Genomic DNA, 16,916 nt, shown 5'->3' with positions numbered 1-16,916 from the left:
GCCCACCCTTGACCAGCCTGACGGCCTCCAGCTTGAATTCCAGTGCGTACCGCGCCCGTCGTATCGAATCGCTCATTTCTCTCTCCTAAAACTGATTTTTACCTATCAGCTAAGGAGTACGTTTTTCAGGGGTAAGGTCACAGTGTGTTGAAGTCCACCCCAAGGCGAAAGCCCCAGTGTGTGATGACGCCTTGAGCAAAGCGGTTGCAACCTCCACCGAAAGCGGGGTTTTGTCTTGTCCAAATTCAGAGCCAGCCCGCTTCGGTGTGCTGTTGCGCCATATCCAAGGCTACAAAGGCGGCGCAGTGGTGAGGACCGCATTGCAGCTCCCGCCCTTGGTGTTTCAGCGACTCGGCGAAGTGCGCGGCATGGGCTGAGGTGAACTTGGGAAAAGCGTTTGTGCGTCAGTTTGCCCGTACGGATCGTGCATGGTTTGAGGCGCAGCCTTGGCCACAGTTGGCGCAGTGGCTGACCGCCTTTGAGGGCTCAGAGGCGTTTGTGGCGGTGATGCACAAGCACCTGTTGTAGGTGGCAACACAGGTCTGAGCCGTGTGCGTCACCAGCGCTGCTTAGTCTGCCGATTTTAAAAAGGCCATCACCAACTGCCACTGCTGAGGCACGTTCAATGCGGGTGCATGGCCGCAACCTTCAATCTCTTGCATTTGCAGCAAGCCTTTGGCGCCGGGGCCGCGTGTGCGCATGGCTTGGATGGTGTCCGTTGAAATCAAATCGGAGTTCGCACCGCGCATCACCATGACGGGAATGTGGAGTGTGTCGTAGGCGTCCCACATGGGGTACTCGGGTACTTCACGAAAAAACTGTTGCGTGATGTTGGGGTCGTAGTGCGGTGTCATACGGCCATCGGGCAAGCGGCGGGTGGAGGTCTCGGTCAAGTGCGTCCATTGCGCATCGGTGTGAAAGCCAAACGGTGCATAGGCTTGGCGGAAGAAAGACTCTAGTTCAGGCACGGTGTCAAAGGCGGGGGGCTGACCTGCGTAGGCCTTGATACGCGCCACTGCGGCAGCTGAAATTTCGGGGGCGATGTCGTTGAGCACCAAGCTGCGGATGCGCCCTTGAAGGGCGGGCAGCTCTAGTGCCGCCGCACAGATCAGCCCCAAGGCACCGCCCATCGACGTGCCAATCCAGTGGGCTTGTGCGATGTGCAGCGCATCCATTAAATCCAAGGTGATGCGAGCGTAGGTGGTAAAGCTGTAATCGTCCTTGGGCGCATGGCTCCATTGGCTCAGGCCTCGGCCAATTGTGTCTGGGCAAATCACTCGGTAGTGGGGCGCGAGTTGCTCGGCCAGCGCGTCAAAGTCGCGGCCGGTGCGCGCCAAACCATGCCAAGCCACCACCACGGGCAGCGACGCATCGCCCCATGCGGTGTAGTGGATGTTGAAGCCGTGGCATTGCAAATAGTGTGAACTGGGTCTCATGGTGGGCTCAGTTTACGATTGAGCCATGCAATTGCAAGATATTTTGTACTCTCAAGGTTTTGGCACACGCCGTATTTGTGCGGGCCTCATTCAACAAGGCTACGTGCAGGTCGATTTGGGTGAGGGCTTGGTCACCTGCGACGACGCGCTGCAAGATGTGAAGACTCACGAAGGCCTGCAGTACTCGGTGCAAGGTGTGCTGTGGCCCTACCACGCCAAGGCCTATGTGTTGCTGCACAAGCCTGCGGGCTATGAGTGTTCGCACAAGCCCTCCGCTTGGCCTAGCCTCTATACCTTGTTGCCACCCGCGCTGCGCCAGCGTCCGCAAAAAAGCGCGGTGCAAGGCGTGCAAGCGGTAGGGCGCTTGGATCAAGACACCACGGGGATGTTGGTGCTGACAGATGATGGCCCGTTGATTCATCGCATGAGTTCGCCTCGCCACCACGTGCCCAAGGTTTACGAGGTCACCACCGACGCCCCACTTGATGAGAAACAAGTGCAACGACTACTCGATGGCGTGGTGCTGGACGATTCGCCCAAACCCGTGAAGGCTGCTGCTTGTGTAGCGGTGACGACGCACCACTTGCGGCTGACCTTGACCGAAGGCAAGTACCACCAAGTCAAGCGCATGTTGGCTGCGGTGGGCAACAAAGTGGTGGGGCTGCACCGCTCACGCATCGGGGTCATACCCTTGCCTGCAGATTTGGCGCCGGGGCAGTGGCGTTGGATCAGTGCAGATGAATTGAAACGCCTCACTACCAACGCTTAGTCGGGCGGTGCGCGAGGGCTTGTTGGCGCTGGATCCATCAGGTTTGATGAAGGTCAATTCCTTTTGTGCAGTGGCCTAGTAGGCTGCTGAAATACCCCCATGCCCAGGTTCACGCCGAGCCCCTGAGAAATGTTAATGCTACGCAAATACCCAAAGCAACCCACCCGTCATCACCACATACCGAACCAATTTACCCATCGCCATGTAGGCCACGCAGGACCAAAAGGGCAGGCGCAGCCAGCCGGCCACGGCGCATAGCGGGTCGCCCACGCCGGGCAGCCAGCTCAGCAGGCAGGCTTTGGGGCCTAGGGCTTGCAGCCAGCGCAGGGCGCGGGCGTCTTGGGGAGATGTTTCTTGGTGGCGCAGTTTGTCGCTCACCTTGTGCGCACCGTGGCCCATCCACCAGCTGATGGCACCGCCGATCGTGTTGCCAGCGGTGGCCACACAAATGGCTGGCCAAAACAGATCGGGGTTGAATTTGACCAAGCCAAACACCACGGGCTCTGAGCCCAGTGGCAGCAAGGTGGCTGACACCAGCGACACCACAAACACGGTGCTCAGGCCGTATTGGGGCAGGGCCAAGGCGGCGAGCACAGATTGCATCCAAATTTCCATGCGGTGGAGTGTATCGACCGATGCGAAGAATCTCTGGAGATCCTTACAAAATAGTCATTTAAGGGAGCGCATGCCGAAATTTTCAGCAGCTACAATCATGCCTCCTTTTTAAGCACGCCTCACTTTTCCTCCCCATGCGCATCGGTCCCTACACACTGGCAAACAACCTGTTTGTCGCGCCGATGGCTGGCGTGACCGACCGACCGTTTCGCATGTTGTGCAAACAGTTGGGCGCGGGCTATGCCGTGAGCGAGATGGTCACCTCGCGCAAAGATTTGTGGACCAGCCTCAAAACCTCACGCCGCGCCGACCACACGGGCGAGAGCGGCCCCATCGCCGTGCAAATTGCAGGCACGGATGCGGCCACGATGGCCGAGGCCGCGGTCTACAACATTAAGCGCGGTGCGCAAATCATCGACATCAACATGGGTTGCCCCGCCAAAAAGGTGTGCAACAAATGGGCAGGCTCAGCCCTGATGCAAGACGAGCCGCTGGCCCTGTCCATCGTGCAAGCGGTGGTGGATGCCGCGCAGCCCCACAACGTGCCCGTGACCTTGAAGATGCGCACGGGTTGGTGCGACGCCCACAAAAACGCCGTGGCTTTGGCCCGTGCCGCTGAGTCCGCAGGCGTGCAAATGATCACCGTGCATGGCCGCACCCGCGAGCAAGGCTACAAAGGCTTGGCCGAGTACGACACCATCACTGCCGTAAAGCTTGCCGTGCGCGTGCCCGTGGTAGCCAATGGCGACATTGATTCGCCTGAGAAAGCCAAAGAAGTTTTAAAGCTCACCGGCGCGGATGCCCTGATGATTGGCCGCGCCGCGCAAGGCCGCCCTTGGATATTTCGCGAAATCGCGCACTACTTGGCCACCGGCGAGCATTTGGCTCAGCCCTTGGTTGAAGAGGTGAGCCGTCTCTTGCTGGCGCACCTCGACGAGCACTACGCCCTGTATGGCGAGCGCACTGGCGTGCGCAGCGCACGCAAACACATTGCTTGGTACATCCGCAGCTTGCCTGGGGGCGCTGCGTTTCGCCAACACATGAACTCCCTAGAAGACAGCGCGTCGCAGCACCGCGCCGTCGCTGCCTTCTTCGATGACTTGGCCGAGCGTCACGAGCGCTTGCCCGACCCTGTTTTATTAGAAGAACCGTTGGCTTTGCATGAGTAAAAAACACATTGAAGAGGTGGTGCGCGCCAGCCTCGAAACCTATTTGCGCGACCTCAAAGGCACAGAGCCCGACAACCTGCACGACATGATGGTGCGCGTGGTTGAAAAACCGCTGCTCGAAGTGGTGATGCAGCACGCTGACGACAACCAGTCACGCGCTGCCGAATGGCTGGGCCTCAACCGCAACACGCTGCGCAAAAAACTTCTCGATCACAAACTCATCAAATAAGACTGCACCCCAAATGAAAGCACTCATCTCCGTCTCTGACAAAACTGGCATCGTTGAACTCGCGCGTGACTTGCACGCCTTGGGCGTGGGCCTGATCTCCACGGGTGGCACGGCCAAGCTCTTGGCCGACCAAGGCTTGCCCGTGACCGAAGTGGCCGAAGTCACCGGCTTCCCCGAAATGCTCGATGGCCGTGTGAAAACTCTGCACCCCAAAGTCCACGGCGGTTTGCTGGCGCGTCGCGACACGCCTGAGCACATGGCGGCTTTGAAGGCGCACCACATCGACACGATTGATTTGCTCATCGTCAACCTCTACCCGTTTGAAGCCACCGTCGCCAAGCCTGGCTGCACACTGGCTGATGCGATTGAGAACATCGACATCGGTGGCCCCGCCATGGTGCGCTCTGCCGCGAAAAACTGGCAAGACGTGGGCGTCGTCACCGACGCCAGTCAATACGCGGAGGTGATTGCAGAACTCAAAGCATCAAAGGCTCAAGGTCAATGCAAGCTGAGCGACAAGCTACGCTTTGCTTTGTCCATGGCCGCGTTTAACCGCATCAGCCAATACGACGGTGCGATCAGCAACTATTTGTCGAGCGTCAACTTTGAAGCCCAAAAGCTGAGTGAAACCTACGTGCCCGAACGCGCCCAATTCAGCGGCCAGTTCAACGCGCAGTACGTCAAGATGCAAGATCTGCGCTACGGCGAAAACAGCCACCAGCAAGCTGCTTGGTACCGTGACCTCGCACCTGCTGCGGGTTCGCTGGCCACCGGTGTGCAGTTGCAAGGCAAAGAACTCAGCTACAACAACATCGCCGACGCCGATGCAGCTTGGGAATGCGTGAAGAGCTTGGACACGGGAGCCAACGGCGACCCTTCACAGTCTGCCGCGTGCGTCATCGTCAAACATGCCAATCCCTGCGGCGTGGCCGTGGGCGCCAACCCGCTCGAGGCCTACAGCAAAGCCTTCCAAACTGACCCGACCAGCGCGTTTGGCGGCATCATCGCCTTCAACCGCCCCGTGGACAAAGCCGCTGCCGAAGCGGTGAGCAAGCAATTCGTCGAAGTGCTGATGGCCCCTGACTTCAGCGCCGAAGCGCTCGACGTGTTCAAGAGCAAAGTGAACGTGCGCCTGATGAAAATCGCCTTGCCCGCCCACTACGGCCATGTGCGCAACGTCTTGGAGACCAAGCGCGTGGGCTCGGGCCTGTTGCTGCAAGGCGCCGACAACCACGAGCTGGCTTTGGTTGACTTGAAGATCGTCACGGTCAAACAACCCACGCCTGAAGAGTTGCACGATCTGCTGTTCGCTTGGAAAGTGGCCAAGTTCGTCAAATCCAACGCCATCGTGTTCTGCAAAAACGGACAGACCCGTGGCGTGGGTGCAGGCCAAATGAGCCGTCTCGACTCCGCCCGCATCGCCAGCATCAAAGCTGAAGCGGCCAAGCTGAGCCTGCAGCACACCGTGGTGGCGAGTGATGCCTTCTTCCCCTTCCGAGACGGCCTCGATGTGGTGGTGGACGCAGGCGCCACCTGCGTGGCCCAGCCTGGCGGTTCGATGCGCGACCAAGAGGTCATCGACGCTGCCAACGAGCGTGGTGTGGCCATGGTGTTTACGGGTGTGCGTCACTTCCGTCATTGATCGCATCCATTGAACATTGACAACCACAACGCGCCGCTTGATGCGGCGCAATCTGTCTGGAGCTTTGCCCAACTCGGCCTCAACGCCGAGTTACAAAACTCAGCCGCTCAAGCGGGCTTTACGCTTGCCACGCCTGTGCAGGTGCAAGCCATCGGTCCCGTGTTGAATGGCCGCGATGTGCTGGCCCAAGCCCAAACTGGTTCTGGCAAAACAGCTGCTTATGTGCTGCCCGTGTTGCAGCTGCTCATGGCCACTGCGACCTTGCGTGACGAGGCACCCAAAAAGCGCATCACCCAAGTGCTGGTGATCGTCCCCACACGCGAGCTGGCCACACAGGTGAGCGATGTGTTGCGTGATTTGGCGCGCCCCCTCACGCAGTCCATCAAAGTGGGCACGGTGTTTGGTGGTGTGTCGATCAACCCCCAAATGATGAGCCTGCGCAGCGGTGCCGATGTGGTGGTGGCTACGCCCGGGCGCTTGCTTGACCTTGTAGACCACAACGCTTTGAACTTGGGCCAAGTGCAACACCTTGTGCTGGACGAAGCCGACCGGTTGCTTGACCTCGGTTTTGCCGAAGAGTTGCAACGTGTGCTGGCGCTGCTGCCTGCTAAACGACAAAACCTGTTGTTCAGCGTCACCTTCGAGCCTGCGGTGCAAACCTTGGTCGAAGCCCTGCTGCACGACCCCGCACGCATCACCATCGCGCACACGCAAGAACATACGCCCGACATTGCGCAACGCGCCATTCAAGTGGATGAAAAAAGTCGCACGGCCTTGCTGCGTCACCTCATCAAAAACCACGTGTGGAAGCGCGTGCTGGTATTTGTCGCCACGCGTTACGCGTGTGAGCATGTGGCCAACAAGCTCTACAAAGCGGGTGTGTTTGCCACCGCGTTTCATGGCGAGATGAGCCAAGGCGCACGCCAAGATGTGCTCGCCGAGTTCAAAGAAGAACGCTGGGAAGTGGTGGTCACCACCGACCTCGCTGCACGCGGCATTGACATCGCGCAGCTGCCCGTGGTGGTCAACTACGACTTACCGCGCTCGGCCACCGACTACACCCATCGCATTGGTCGCACAGGCCGCGCCGGTGCGCATGGTGAAGCGGTGAGCTTTGTGACGGCCGCCACGCTGGCACATTGGCGGCTGATTCAAAACCGCGTTCAAGTGCAGCTGCCACTTGAAGTGCTCGAAGGCTTCGAGCCCACCGAAGTGCCTCCGCCAGCATCACCCTTGAACGACGGCACGGGCGGTATCAAAGGCAAACGCCCTAGCAAGAAAGACAAATTGCGGGCCGCCTCGGAAAAGCCTTAATCGTTGTTGTCGTCATCCAAGCCGTCCAAGGCGTGGCGTTCCACATGCTCGCGCGCTTCGCCTGCTGGGCGCTTGGTGCGCACGCCGGGCTTGGCCAATAGTTCGACGTAAAACTGTGTGGCTTGGTTGGCCACGGCGGTGTCGATGCAGGTGATCACGTTGGCCAAGTGCACCACTTCGGCGGTGTCTTCGGTCAAGCCGAATTTACAATCGAAGTCCCAAAAGTCAGCGCCTTCGGGCAAGTCACGACGGCGGTCGCGTTTGAGGTATTTGCGAATCTCGTGCTTGGTGGCTTCTAGCAAACGCTCGGGGTGTTTGCCTTCGATCTGCAGTTGGAATGTTTTTTTCATGAAAGTCCTTGTGGGTAAAAACGCCCGAAAAGGACGAGAAAAAGAGAAAAAGAGAAAAAGAATTACGGGATGAGTTTGTACTTGAACTGAAACGTGACGGCCCCATGGAGCTTTTCGCCCACGGTGGGGATGACACTGACGTTCAAGCCAAATTGTGGCCCCTCATACGCCACCGTGGGAATGACAGCCGGGAACCAGCCGCCCTCACGCATTTTGGGATACCCATCGAACGCACCCACAGCAGCGCCCGCTTTGAATGTGCCAATCTTGAAGGGCATGGCGTACACACCGACATAGCGCGAGGTTTCGCGGTCGCTGTTGTGAAAAAAGCCTGCGGTGACAGAGTAGGTGTCGGTCAACACAGTCTCAAAACCCAACCCAGTATTGACGTTGTTAAACCCCCGGTCACGTTGGAAGTGGTATGAATAAAACCCAGGGTTGACCCACACCTCGGCCATGACAGCTGGTGTCGTGGCTGCGATGGCCAAGGCTAGCCATGCTGTTTTCATAGCTGCGCAAACACTTCGGCCGCCGCTGCCACGGTTTGCGCAATGTCGGCGTCGGTGTGTGCCGCACTGACAAAGCCTGCCTCATACAAGGCGGGTGCGATGTATATACCACGGTCGAGCAATCCGTGAAAAAGTTTGTTGAACTTCGGACTGTCGCTGGCCATGACCTTGGCGTAGTTCTGGGGCAGCTCGGGCAACAAGAAAAAGCCAAACATGCCGCCTTGGCAGTCACCACTGAATGACACGCCTGCTTTCGCGGCGGCACCTTTGAGGCCATCGACCAAGCTTTGCGTGCGCACACCCAAGACTTCATAGAAACCGGGCTTGGCAATTTCGCGCAACGTGGCCAAGCCGCACGCGGTAGCCACGGGGTTGCCGCTCAAGGTACCGGCTTGGTACACCGGGCCAGTCGGGGCGAGCTGTTGCATGATGGCGCGCGGGCCACCAAAAGCGGCCAACGGCATGCCGCCGCCAATGACCTTGCCCAGCACCGTGACATCGGGTTGGAAGCCGGGAATGAGTTTGGCGTACACGCTTTGGGCACTGCCCAGTGCGACGCGGAACCCCGTCATCACTTCGTCAAACACAAACAGCGCGCCGTACTCGGTACACAACTCGCGGCAGCGTTTCATAAACGGCACACTGGCGCGCACAAAGTTCATATTGCCCGCGATGGGCTCGATCATCACGCAGGCCAGTTCTTTGCCGTGCAATGCAAAAGCTTCTTCGAGTTGGCTGATGTTGTTGTACTCCAGCACCAGTGTGTCGCGCACCACCTCAGGCGGCACGCCGGCGCTGGTGGGGTTGCCAAACGTGGCAAGGCCCGAGCCGGCTTTGACCAGCAAGGCATCGCAGTGGCCGTGGTAGCAGCCTTCAAACTTGATGAACTTGCTGCGGCCTGTGGCCCCACGCGCCAAGCGCAAGGCGCTCATGCCCGCTTCGGTACCAGAGCTGACCAAGCGCACCATCTCCATCGAGGGCACATGCTTCAAGATTTCTTCAGCCAGTTCAATCTCGCGTTCGGTGGGGGCACCGAATGAGAAGCCATCCGACGCTGCTTTTTGCACCGCCTCCAGTACCACGGGGTTGCCGTGGCCCAAGATCATGGGGCCCCATGAGCCGATGTAGTCGATGTATTGTTGGCCGTTGGCATCCCAAAAGTAAGCGCCTTGGGCGCGTTGCACAAAGCGTGGGGTGCCACCCACGGCGCGAAACGCGCGCACGGGCGAGTTCACGCCGCCGGGGATGACTTGGGCAGCGCGGTCAAACAGGGTTTGGTTCAAGTCGGTCATGGTTTTCTAAAAATCAATGTTTGGTTTCGTGGCGTGGCAGCGAGAAGTCTTCTGCGGTGGCCGGTAAGCCATCGCTGTCTTCGCCAACTTCGTCGTCGTCGGGTTCAGCCCAAAACAAACGGTCGGGCAGAATTTGACCCATGCCCGGACGAAAGCCACTGTTGAGGCATTGGTCCAAGTAGTTCAGGGCTTCGCGTGTGGCCAGCTCAAGGTCGGTGCCAGCGGCCAACACAGCGGCCAGCGCGATACTGAGGGTGTCACCCGCGCCTGCAAATACGGCATCGAAGCGCTCAAAACGCTCACTCACTATCACCGTGTGGGCGGTGGCGAGGGCGTTTTCGATATGTTGGTCGGGGTGGTTGATGCCGGTTACCAATACATACGGCACGCCCACTTCGGCGGCGGCACGCGCAATGTCGCGTGGGCTCGGGCTTTTCTCACTGCTCCAGTCTGGCAGCAACCAACGCCACAAGCTGTTGTGGTTGCCCACAAGTACCGTGGTTTGGGGCAGGATGAGTTCACGAAAAGCGTCTAGGTAGGCGTCAATCTGCTCGTCTTCCCACCAAGAGAGGTTGGGCATGTAGGCGATGACGGGCAATTCAGCGTAATCGGTGCAGATTTCGGCAATCACGCTGAGGTTTTCGGGGTTACCGCAAAAACCGACCTTGATGATGTGCACGCTCACGTCTTCCAGCACGCTACGTGCTTGCTCGGCCACGGCGTCTTCGTCAAACGCGACGTGGCCAAAAATCTCGGCGGTATCGCGCACGTAAGCACCTGTCACAACGGGCAGTGCGTGAGCGCCCACGGAGGCACTTGCCAAGACATCCGCAGACAAGCCGCCAGCGCCGCTGGGGTCACTGGCGTTGAACACCAGCACGCACGGGAGGGCACCGCTGGTTTCATCAGACAACGCGATGCCGGTAGGGAGGGGGGTGTTTTCTTGCGCCATGAGCCAGTCGATACAATGCATTTCATTCTATGCGTTGACGAAAGAAATACCGTGGCAAATACTTGGATGTGTCTGATTTGTGGATGGATTTATGACGAAGAGGCTGGCTGCCCTGAGCACGGCATCGCCCCCGGCACTGCGTGGGCCGATGTGCCTATGAACTGGACCTGTCCAGAGTGCGGCGCACGTAAAGAAGACTTTGAGATGGTGCAAATCTAAACCTCATGGATATGCGCGCACAGTGTGAAAGCCGCTTGCTGCAACATTTCGCGGTTGGCAGCATGCGTGAGCCGCAAGCCCATGTTCTGGCGGCCTTGCGCGGTGAGTGACGGCAACTACTTCACCTTCTTCACCACCGCATACCGCTCCAGCGTGTGCGCACGTGCCTCGGCATGGTCCACGATAGGTCTGGGGTAATCGCGGCCCAACACCAAGCCCGCTTCTTCTAACTCCATCGGTTTGGCCAACCACGGCGCATGGATGGCTTTGTTACTGAGTTGGCTCAGTGCGGGCACATAGCGGCGGATGAACTTGCCCTCGGGGTCAAACTTCTCGCTCTGGTTGGTGGGGTTGAAGATGCGAAAGTAGGGCTGGGCATCGCAGCCGGTGGAGCTGGCCCATTGCCAGCCGCCGTTGTTGGCGGCGAGGTCAAAGTCATTGAGGTGCTCTGCAAAATAGCGCTCGCCCCAGCGCCAATCAATGCCTAAGTCTTTGGTCAAGAAGCTGGCCACCACCATGCGCAGTCGGTTGTGCATGTAGCCGGTTTGGTTGATTTGCGCCATCGCAGCATCGACCAGCGGGTAGCCGGTGCGGCCTTCGCACCACGCGGCAAACAGTTCTTTGGCATGTTTGTGGTGGTCCCATTTGATGTCGTTGTACTCGGGCTTGAACGCACCCGTCACCACACGCGGGTGGTGGTGCAAGATTTGGTGATAAAAATCTCGCCAAATCAGCTCAGACAGCCACGTCTCCGCGCCTTTTGAGCCGACCAGCATGCGCTTGTAGGCCGTGGCGGCGAGTTGGCGAATCGACACCGTGCCAAAGCGCAGGTGTACGCCTAAGTAGCTGGGGCCTTTGATGGCAGGGAAGTTGCGGGCCTCGTCGTACTTGTCCATGCGCTCGAAGAAATCTTCAAACAGGGCCAAGCCGCCAGGACTGCCCGTGGGCACGTGCAGGCTGCTGAGGTTGGTAGGCTCAAAGCCAATCTCGGCCAGCGTGGGGGCCGGCATTTGGTAGACCTTGGGTCGCGCAGCCAAGGCCTTGATGTATTTGCCCACGGGGTAAGACTTCAAATAAAAGTCGTTCACCTTTTGCAGCCACGCGTTTTTGTAGGGCGTGAACACGCCGTAGGGCTTGCCCATTTGGGTCAGCACCTCGCTGCGCTCAAAAATCACATGGTCTTTGAAGGTTTGAAAGCCAATGCCAAAGTTGGCCAAGCCACCGCGTACATGGGCGTCGCGGGTCAGTGCGCTGGGTTCGTCATCGTGGTTAGCAAACACTTCTTGCACACCCAGCTCGTGGGCGAGGCGTGGCACTTCTGTTTCGGCCGCGGCATGGCGCACGATCAGACCCGCACCGGCTTGGCCTGCTACGGCGTGCAGCTCGGCATCCAGCGCCACCAGGGATTCGCGGATGAACTCCACGCGACGGTCGGCGCGCGGCAGGGTGTCCAAGATAGCCTTGTCAAACACGAACACGCAGTGCACTTGTTTGCAGCTTTTGAGGGCGTGAAACAGCGCTGCGTTGTCAAACGCGCGCAGGTCGCGGCGGAACCACATCAGACCTTTGTCGACGTGCGGTGAATGAGGCGAGAGCTTAGGCATGTTCACCCTTTAAAATTGCTGAATGACCGCTGATTCTGCCTCCATCAACCTAACGCATCATTTTTTGATTGCCATGCCTGGTTTGGAGGATGAGGCTTTTGCCAAAAGTGTGGTCTATGTGTGCGAGCACAGTGAGCGCGGCGCACTCGGCCTGGTCATCAACAAACCCGGCGAACTCTCGATGAAGTGTTTGTTTGAAAAAGTCGATTTACCCCTGCATCGCCAAGACCTGATGAATGCCCCCGTGCTGCAAGGCGGCCCCGTGCATACCGAGCGCGGCTTTGTGTTACACGACGCGATGTGGGCGGATGTGCCCGTGGATGTAGCGGTTCAAGACCTTGCCATTGAAGCAGCCCAAGAGGAGACCGTTGAAGCAGCCCAAGAGGCAGCGGCCCTGAGCGCTGTGAGTGGCAAAGAATCCGTGTATGCCTCCACCATGACTATTCCCGGCGGTTTGGAGATGACTACCTCCAAAGACGTGCTCGAAGCCTTGTCCGTGGGCGCAGGCCCTCAGCGTGTGTTGATTTCTTTGGGCTACTCGGCTTGGGGTGAAGGCCAGTTGGAGTCTGAGTTGGCCGAGAACAGTTGGCTCACGGTAGGCGCAGATACCGCCGTGATTTTTGACACGCCTGTGGAGCGGCGCTACGAACGCGCCATGCAGTTGCTGGGCTTAGAGTCATGGATGCTGTCAGGCGAAGTAGGGCATTCATGATGAGCGCCGAGACCATGCAAGCGGGTGCGCCGTTGGTGTCAGCGGCCAAGCTTGCGGTGCCTGCGCACTTTCAGTCCTTCCTCGCGTTTGACTTCGGTGTCAAACGCACCGGTGTGGCCTATGGCAGCCGCATGTTGCGTGACGCGCAACCGCAGGCCACCGTCAATGCCGAGGGCGATGCCCGTTGGGCACTCATCACCCAGCGCATTGCCGAGTGGCAACCCGATGCGCTGGTGGTGGGCGTGCCCTATCACCCCGATGGTGCGGCCCACGAGAACACGGCCAAGGCTAAAAAATTTTCGCGTCAGTTGAACGGACGTTTCAAGCTGCCAGTGTTTGAAGTGGACGAGCGTTACAGCACCACCGAAGCGCACAGTCAGGGCGCCAAAGACGCAGACGCAGCCTCGGCGTGCATCATCCTCAATCAATTTTTTCGAGAGAACCTATGAGTACCCACGGAAACCTCATGCTGGATGCGGAGAGCTTGTACACCGAGCTGCTCAAAGGCGTGCGCAGCATGCTCACGCCCACCACACGTTTGGTGGGCATCACCTCGGGCGGTGCTTGGTTGGCGGCACGTTTGCAAAAAGATCTGCAACTCGAAGGCGAGGTGGGCAGCATTTCGTCGGCCATGCACCGCGACGACTTTGCACAGCGCGGCTTGGCCGATGGCGGACAAACCAAATTGCCGTTTGAAGTCAACGGCGCGCACCTCATCGTGCTGGACGATGTGCTCTACACCGGACGCACCATCCGTGCGGTGCTGAATGAATTGTTTGACTACGGCCGTCCTGCCAACGTGCAGTTGGCCGTGTTGGTGGACCGTGGCGGTCGTGAGTTGCCTATTCAGGCCGCCTACGCGGCAGCCCGCGTGGCCCTGCCAGCCACCCAATCGCTGGCGCTGACCAAAGGCGACAACGGCCAATTCAATTTTTCAGTGAAGGGCTAAGAACATGCACCCCCACGCTTCTCACTTCGTGTATTCACTGCCCCATCGTGCAGGCTCGCCCTGCGCTTCGCGCAATTGTGGGGCGCAGGCCTCCTTTGGGGCGGCCCGGTAGGAGGCCTAAATCATGCTTTACAAACGCAACCCCCAACTCAATAAAAACGGCGAGCTGATTCACCTGCTCTCCACCGAAGGTTTGTCGCGCAACATCTTGACGCACATCCTCGACACGGCCGCTAACTTCGTCTCGGTCAACGACCGCGAAGTCAAGAAGGTGCCTTTGTTGCGAGGCAAAAGTGTGTTCAACCTGTTTTTTGAAAACAGCACCCGCACCCGCACCACGTTTGAAATTGCGGCTACGCGTTTGTCGGCCGACGTGTTCAACCTCGACATCGCACGCTCATCCGCAGCCAAAGGCGAATCCTTGCTCGACACCATCGCCAACCTGAGCGCCATGGCGGCCGACATTTTTGTGGTGCGCCACAGCGAGTCGGGTGCGCCTTACCTCATTGCCGAACACGTGGCCCCGCATGTGCACGTGGTCAACGCGGGTGACGGCCGTCACGCACACCCCACCCAGGGTTTGCTGGACGTGTACACCATCCGCCACTACAAAAAATATTTCACCAACCTCACGGTGGCCATCGTGGGTGATGTGTTGCACTCACGCGTGGCGCGCTCGGACATCCATGCGCTCACCACCCTCGGCTGCGCCGAAGTGCGCGTGGTCGGCCCCAAGACCTTGGTGCCCAGCGACTTGTCGGCTATGGGTGTGCGGGTGTTCAACAACCTCGAAGAAGGCATCAAGGGTTGCGACGTGGTCATCATGCTGCGCTTGCAAAACGAACGCATGAGCGGTGCGTTGCTGCCTTCGAGCCAAGAATATTTCAAATCGTTTGGCCTCACGCAAGAAAAGTTGCAACTGGCCAAGCCCGACGCCATCGTCATGCACCCGGGCCCCATCAACCGGGGTGTGGAGATTGACTCGGCCGTGGTCGATGGGCCGCAAAGTGTCATCTTGTCGCAGGTGACCTTTGGTATTGCTGTGCGTATGGCCGTGATGTCCATCGTGGCGGGGAATGAAGCATGAACATCCTGATTCAAAACGGTCGTGTCATCGACCCAGCCTCTGGCTTTGACCACACTGCCGATGTTGCGGTGGCCGACGGTCACATCGTGGCGATTGTGAAAACTGACGCGAAGAGTGGCGAAAAACTGCCCGCCAACTTCAAAGCCGAACAAACAATCGACGCCAAAGGCTGCATCGTCGCCCCCGGCTTGGTGGACTTGCAAGTGCGCTTGCGAGAACCCGGCTACGAACACGAAGGCATGTTGGCCTCCGAGTTGTTGGCTGCGGTGGCGGGGGGCGTGACCAGTTTGGTGTGTCCACCCGACACCGACCCCGTGTTGGACGAACCCGGTCTCATTGAGATGCTCAAGTTTCGTGCCGAGAAATTACACCGCGCCCGCGTGTTCCCGCTCGGCGCACTCACCCGCGGTTTGAAGGGCGAGGTGCTGACCGAAATGTCAGACCTCACCGACGCAGGCTGTGTGGGCTTTAGTCAAGCCGAAGTGCCTTTGGAAAACACCCAAGTGCTGCAACGTGCTTTGCAATACGCCTCGACCTTTGGTTACACCGTGTGGCTGCGTCCGCAAGACATGCACTTGGGTAAAGGCGTGGCCGCCAGCGGCCCGCTGGCCACCCGCTTGGGTTTGAGTGGTGTGCCGGTGGCGGCAGAGACAATTGCTTTGCACACCATCTTTGCACTCATGCGCGCTACCCGCGCGCGCGTGCATTTGTGCCGCATCTCTAGCGCCGAGGGTGTGGCGCTGGTGCGTGCTGCCAAGCAAGAAGGTTTGGCTGTGACGGCGGACGTGAGTATCAACTCGCTTCACCTGAGCGACCACGACATTGGTTACTTCGACAGCCGCGCCCGCGTGACCCCTGTGCTGCGCCAACAGCGTGACCGTGAGGCACTGCGTGCAGCCTTGGCCGACGGCACGATTGACGCGCTGGTGTCCGACCACACGCCAGTGGATGTGGATGCCAAAGCTTTGCCGTTCGCCGAGGCAGAGCCGGGGGCGACGGGCCTGGAGTTGTTGCTCAGCCTTTCACTCAAATGGGCACACGACAGCCAAGTGAGCTTGCTGCGCGCACTCGACGTGTTGACCTCGCAACCCGCCAAAGTGCTGGGCAAGATAGAAGGCCAAAGTCAAAGCATCGGTCAGTTGCATGTGGGTGGCGTGGCAGACCTCGTGGTGTTTGACCCCAAGGCGGAATGGCAAGTCACCCCTGACGCCCTGCATAGCCAAGGCAAGCACACGCCGTTTGCGTTTGAGATGACGGGCATGGTCTTGCCCGCACGTGTCAAAGCCACCTTGGTAGCAGGCCGTGTGGCCTACCAAGTCACGTGATGCGCAGCCTGAACGCCATCGCCAAGTTTGTGCGCGTCATTGCGTGGGTGCTGCGTGGCTATTGGCATGTGCGCCTTGGTTTTTCCAAACTCAGCGACGATCAACAAGCCCGTGCTGTGGAGGTGTGGGCGCGTGGCATGTTGGCCATCATCGGCATTGAGGTGCGTGTCAAAGGTCACCCCGCGCTAGGGCCGGTGCTGATGGCCGCCAACCACATTTCGTGGTTGGATATTTTGGTGATGCACGCCGCTTGCCATTGCCGCTTTGTGGCCAAGTCGGAGATTCGCAGCTGGCCCTTGGTGGGTGTGCTCACCACGGGTGGCGGCTCGCTCTACATCGAACGCGGCTCGCGCAACGACGCCATGCGCGTGGTGCACCAGATGGCAGAAGCTTTGCAGCAAGGCCACGTGTTGGCGGTGTTTCCAGAAGGCGCTACGGGTGATGGCATCACCGTGCTACCGTTCCATGCCAATTTGTTGCAAGCCGCCGTTGCGGCCCATGCGCCCATTCAGCCCGTTGCTTTGCAGTTCATTGATGCGCACACACATGACGTGAGTCTGGCCCCCTGCTACCGCGATGACGACACCTTGGCCAGCTCACTTTGGCGCACCTTGTGCGCGCCACCCCTGCTGGCGCAAGTGCGGTACGGCGATAAACAATATGCGGATGGACGCAGCCGCCGCGAATGGGCGCAAGACTTGCACGCTACGGTGGCTCATCTGCTTTAGCCAGCGGCTGGTGGT

At 59.0% G+C, this 16,916-nt stretch carries 20 protein-coding genes; 13 read left to right on the top strand and 7 right to left on the bottom strand.

Annotated features, from left to right (window positions below; translation table 11 throughout):
- Nucleotides 1–378 precede the first annotated feature (378 nt).
- Nucleotides 379–528 (top strand): hypothetical protein, encoded by a 150-nt coding sequence (locus tag RMS03_RS11230; RefSeq protein ID WP_310627137.1) that lies wholly within the window; start codon nucleotides 379–381, stop codon nucleotides 526–528.
- A 41-nt stretch (nucleotides 529–569) separates the two neighbouring features.
- On the opposite strand, the gene RMS03_RS11225 is transcribed toward RMS03_RS11230, so the two are convergent.
- Complete coding sequence (locus RMS03_RS11225; protein ID WP_310627136.1) at nucleotides 570–1,436, bottom strand: alpha/beta hydrolase; 867 nt, start codon at nucleotides 1,434–1,436, stop codon at nucleotides 570–572.
- A 25-nt stretch (nucleotides 1,437–1,461) separates the two neighbouring features.
- On the opposite strand from RMS03_RS11225, the gene RMS03_RS11220 reads away from it, so the two are divergent.
- The gene (locus tag RMS03_RS11220; RefSeq protein WP_310627135.1) at nucleotides 1,462–2,205 is read left to right on the top strand and encodes a 16S rRNA pseudouridine(516) synthase; all 744 of its coding nucleotides are present in this window, start codon (nucleotides 1,462–1,464) and stop codon (nucleotides 2,203–2,205) included.
- Nucleotides 2,206–2,343: 138 nt separating this feature from the next.
- Here RMS03_RS11220 and RMS03_RS11215 read toward each other — a convergent pair whose 3' ends face one another.
- A complete protein-coding gene (locus tag RMS03_RS11215) occupies nucleotides 2,344–2,820 on the bottom strand; it encodes a YqaA family protein (protein WP_310627134.1) in 477 nt (158 codons plus the stop codon).
- Between the two features lie 134 nt (nucleotides 2,821–2,954).
- Here RMS03_RS11215 and dusB point away from each other — a divergent pair, with 134 nt between their 5' ends.
- Genes dusB through RMS03_RS11195 form a run of 4 tightly spaced genes read left to right on the top strand, consistent with a single transcriptional unit; the run spans nucleotide 2,955 to nucleotide 7,174 of the window.
- Entirely contained in the window at nucleotides 2,955–3,989 is a 1,035-nt protein-coding gene (gene dusB, locus RMS03_RS11210) for a tRNA dihydrouridine synthase DusB (RefSeq protein WP_310627133.1), read from the top strand.
- On the top strand, nucleotides 3,982–4,218 hold the full coding sequence (locus tag RMS03_RS11205; protein ID WP_310627132.1) for a helix-turn-helix domain-containing protein: 237 nt from the start codon (nucleotides 3,982–3,984) through the stop codon (nucleotides 4,216–4,218). Before dusB ends, RMS03_RS11205 begins: the two co-directional genes overlap by 8 nt.
- Nucleotides 4,219–4,231: 13 nt before the next feature.
- Nucleotides 4,232–5,860, top strand: coding sequence for a bifunctional phosphoribosylaminoimidazolecarboxamide formyltransferase/IMP cyclohydrolase (gene purH, locus RMS03_RS11200; RefSeq protein ID WP_310627131.1), 1,629 nt, complete (start codon nucleotides 4,232–4,234; stop codon nucleotides 5,858–5,860).
- Nucleotides 5,861–5,869: 9 nt separating this feature from the next.
- On the top strand, nucleotides 5,870–7,174 hold the full coding sequence (locus tag RMS03_RS11195) for a DEAD/DEAH box helicase (protein ID WP_310627130.1): 1,305 nt from the start codon (nucleotides 5,870–5,872) through the stop codon (nucleotides 7,172–7,174).
- Here the strand turns inward: RMS03_RS11195 and RMS03_RS11190 are convergent.
- The 4 genes from RMS03_RS11190 to RMS03_RS11175 all read right to left on the bottom strand — a co-directional run bounded on the left by RMS03_RS11190 (nucleotide 7,171) and on the right by RMS03_RS11175 (nucleotide 10,298).
- Nucleotides 7,171–7,524 (bottom strand): DUF6172 family protein, encoded by a 354-nt coding sequence (locus RMS03_RS11190; protein WP_310627129.1) that lies wholly within the window; start codon nucleotides 7,522–7,524, stop codon nucleotides 7,171–7,173. The genes RMS03_RS11195 and RMS03_RS11190 overlap by 4 nt on opposite strands.
- A gap of 62 nt (nucleotides 7,525–7,586) precedes the next feature.
- A complete protein-coding gene (locus RMS03_RS11185) occupies nucleotides 7,587–8,033 on the bottom strand; it encodes a hypothetical protein (protein WP_310627128.1) in 447 nt (148 codons plus the stop codon).
- Complete coding sequence (hemL, locus tag RMS03_RS11180) at nucleotides 8,030–9,325, bottom strand: glutamate-1-semialdehyde 2,1-aminomutase (protein ID WP_310627127.1); 1,296 nt, start codon at nucleotides 9,323–9,325, stop codon at nucleotides 8,030–8,032. Before hemL ends, RMS03_RS11185 begins: the two co-directional genes overlap by 4 nt.
- A 13-nt stretch (nucleotides 9,326–9,338) precedes the next feature.
- Nucleotides 9,339–10,298: a hydroxymethylpyrimidine/phosphomethylpyrimidine kinase gene (locus RMS03_RS11175; protein ID WP_405023532.1), complete on the bottom strand. Its 960-nt coding sequence runs from the start codon at nucleotides 10,296–10,298 to the stop codon at nucleotides 9,339–9,341.
- 45 nt (nucleotides 10,299–10,343) lie between these two features.
- On the opposite strand from RMS03_RS11175, the gene RMS03_RS11170 reads away from it, so the two are divergent.
- Nucleotides 10,344–10,496: a rubredoxin gene (locus RMS03_RS11170; protein ID WP_310627140.1), complete on the top strand. Its 153-nt coding sequence runs from the start codon at nucleotides 10,344–10,346 to the stop codon at nucleotides 10,494–10,496.
- Between the two features lie 116 nt (nucleotides 10,497–10,612).
- Here the strand turns inward: RMS03_RS11170 and RMS03_RS11165 are convergent, their stop codons facing one another.
- Nucleotides 10,613–12,100 carry a deoxyribodipyrimidine photo-lyase gene (locus RMS03_RS11165; RefSeq protein ID WP_310627126.1) on the bottom strand — a complete coding sequence of 496 codons (1,488 nt, stop codon included), beginning with the start codon at nucleotides 12,098–12,100 and terminating at the stop codon, nucleotides 10,613–10,615.
- Nucleotides 12,101–12,122: 22 nt separating this feature from the next.
- On the opposite strand from RMS03_RS11165, the gene RMS03_RS11160 reads away from it, so the two are divergent.
- The 6 genes from RMS03_RS11160 (at nucleotide 12,123) to RMS03_RS11135 (ending at nucleotide 16,901) form a co-directional block, all read left to right on the top strand.
- Nucleotides 12,123–12,812: a YqgE/AlgH family protein gene (locus RMS03_RS11160; RefSeq protein ID WP_310627125.1), complete on the top strand. Its 690-nt coding sequence runs from the start codon at nucleotides 12,123–12,125 to the stop codon at nucleotides 12,810–12,812.
- Nucleotides 12,812–13,261 carry a Holliday junction resolvase RuvX gene (ruvX, locus tag RMS03_RS11155; RefSeq protein ID WP_310627124.1) on the top strand — a complete coding sequence of 150 codons (450 nt, stop codon included), beginning with the start codon at nucleotides 12,812–12,814 and terminating at the stop codon, nucleotides 13,259–13,261. The genes RMS03_RS11160 and ruvX overlap by 1 nt, the downstream gene beginning before the upstream one ends.
- On the top strand, nucleotides 13,258–13,761 hold the full coding sequence (gene pyrR / locus RMS03_RS11150) for a bifunctional pyr operon transcriptional regulator/uracil phosphoribosyltransferase PyrR (RefSeq protein WP_310627123.1): 504 nt from the start codon (nucleotides 13,258–13,260) through the stop codon (nucleotides 13,759–13,761). The genes ruvX and pyrR overlap by 4 nt, the downstream gene beginning before the upstream one ends.
- Before the next feature lie 124 nt (nucleotides 13,762–13,885).
- Entirely contained in the window at nucleotides 13,886–14,848 is a 963-nt protein-coding gene (locus tag RMS03_RS11145; RefSeq protein ID WP_310627122.1) for an aspartate carbamoyltransferase catalytic subunit, read from the top strand.
- Nucleotides 14,845–16,173, top strand: coding sequence for a dihydroorotase (locus RMS03_RS11140; protein WP_310627121.1), 1,329 nt, complete (start codon nucleotides 14,845–14,847; stop codon nucleotides 16,171–16,173). Before RMS03_RS11145 ends, RMS03_RS11140 begins: the two co-directional genes overlap by 4 nt.
- Nucleotides 16,173–16,901: a lysophospholipid acyltransferase family protein gene (locus RMS03_RS11135; RefSeq protein ID WP_310627120.1), complete on the top strand. Its 729-nt coding sequence runs from the start codon at nucleotides 16,173–16,175 to the stop codon at nucleotides 16,899–16,901. Before RMS03_RS11140 ends, RMS03_RS11135 begins: the two co-directional genes overlap by 1 nt.
- The last annotated feature ends 15 nt before the right edge of the window (nucleotides 16,902–16,916 follow it).

This window comes from Limnohabitans sp. (genome assembly GCF_031538885.1).
Taxonomy (GTDB): domain Bacteria; phylum Pseudomonadota; class Gammaproteobacteria; order Burkholderiales; family Burkholderiaceae_C; genus Limnohabitans.
Note: the sequence above shows the minus strand (reverse complement) of the source record. Positions and strands in the feature narration are given on the sequence as shown.

Excerpts from the sequence above, each read along its gene's own strand:
- RMS03_RS11170 (WP_310627140.1), top strand. The coding sequence starts at position 10,344 with ATGTGTCTGATTTGTGGATGGATTTATGACGAAGAGGCTGGCTGCCCT.
- RMS03_RS11185 (WP_310627128.1), bottom strand. The coding sequence starts at position 8,033 with ATGAAAACAGCATGGCTAGCCTTGGCCATCGCAGCCACGACACCAGCT.
- RMS03_RS11160 (WP_310627125.1), top strand. The coding sequence starts at position 12,123 with ATGACCGCTGATTCTGCCTCCATCAACCTAACGCATCATTTTTTGATT.
- RMS03_RS11225 (WP_310627136.1), bottom strand. The coding sequence starts at position 1,436 with ATGAGACCCAGTTCACACTATTTGCAATGCCACGGCTTCAACATCCAC.
- RMS03_RS11140 (WP_310627121.1), top strand. The coding sequence starts at position 14,845 with ATGAACATCCTGATTCAAAACGGTCGTGTCATCGACCCAGCCTCTGGC.
- RMS03_RS11145 (WP_310627122.1), top strand. The coding sequence starts at position 13,886 with ATGCTTTACAAACGCAACCCCCAACTCAATAAAAACGGCGAGCTGATT.
- RMS03_RS11190 (WP_310627129.1), bottom strand. The coding sequence starts at position 7,524 with ATGAAAAAAACATTCCAACTGCAGATCGAAGGCAAACACCCCGAGCGT.
- ruvX (WP_310627124.1), top strand. The coding sequence starts at position 12,812 with ATGAGCGCCGAGACCATGCAAGCGGGTGCGCCGTTGGTGTCAGCGGCC.
- hemL (WP_310627127.1), bottom strand. The coding sequence starts at position 9,325 with ATGACCGACTTGAACCAAACCCTGTTTGACCGCGCTGCCCAAGTCATC.
- RMS03_RS11135 (WP_310627120.1), top strand. The coding sequence starts at position 16,173 with ATGCGCAGCCTGAACGCCATCGCCAAGTTTGTGCGCGTCATTGCGTGG.
- dusB (WP_310627133.1), top strand. The coding sequence starts at position 2,955 with ATGCGCATCGGTCCCTACACACTGGCAAACAACCTGTTTGTCGCGCCG.
- RMS03_RS11220 (WP_310627135.1), top strand. The coding sequence starts at position 1,462 with ATGCAATTGCAAGATATTTTGTACTCTCAAGGTTTTGGCACACGCCGT.
- RMS03_RS11175 (WP_405023532.1), bottom strand. The coding sequence starts at position 10,298 with ATGCATTGTATCGACTGGCTCATGGCGCAAGAAAACACCCCCCTCCCT.
- purH (WP_310627131.1), top strand. The coding sequence starts at position 4,232 with ATGAAAGCACTCATCTCCGTCTCTGACAAAACTGGCATCGTTGAACTC.
- pyrR (WP_310627123.1), top strand. The coding sequence starts at position 13,258 with ATGAGTACCCACGGAAACCTCATGCTGGATGCGGAGAGCTTGTACACC.
- RMS03_RS11205 (WP_310627132.1), top strand. The coding sequence starts at position 3,982 with ATGAGTAAAAAACACATTGAAGAGGTGGTGCGCGCCAGCCTCGAAACC.
- RMS03_RS11215 (WP_310627134.1), bottom strand. The coding sequence starts at position 2,820 with ATGGAAATTTGGATGCAATCTGTGCTCGCCGCCTTGGCCCTGCCCCAA.
- RMS03_RS11165 (WP_310627126.1), bottom strand. The coding sequence starts at position 12,100 with ATGCCTAAGCTCTCGCCTCATTCACCGCACGTCGACAAAGGTCTGATG.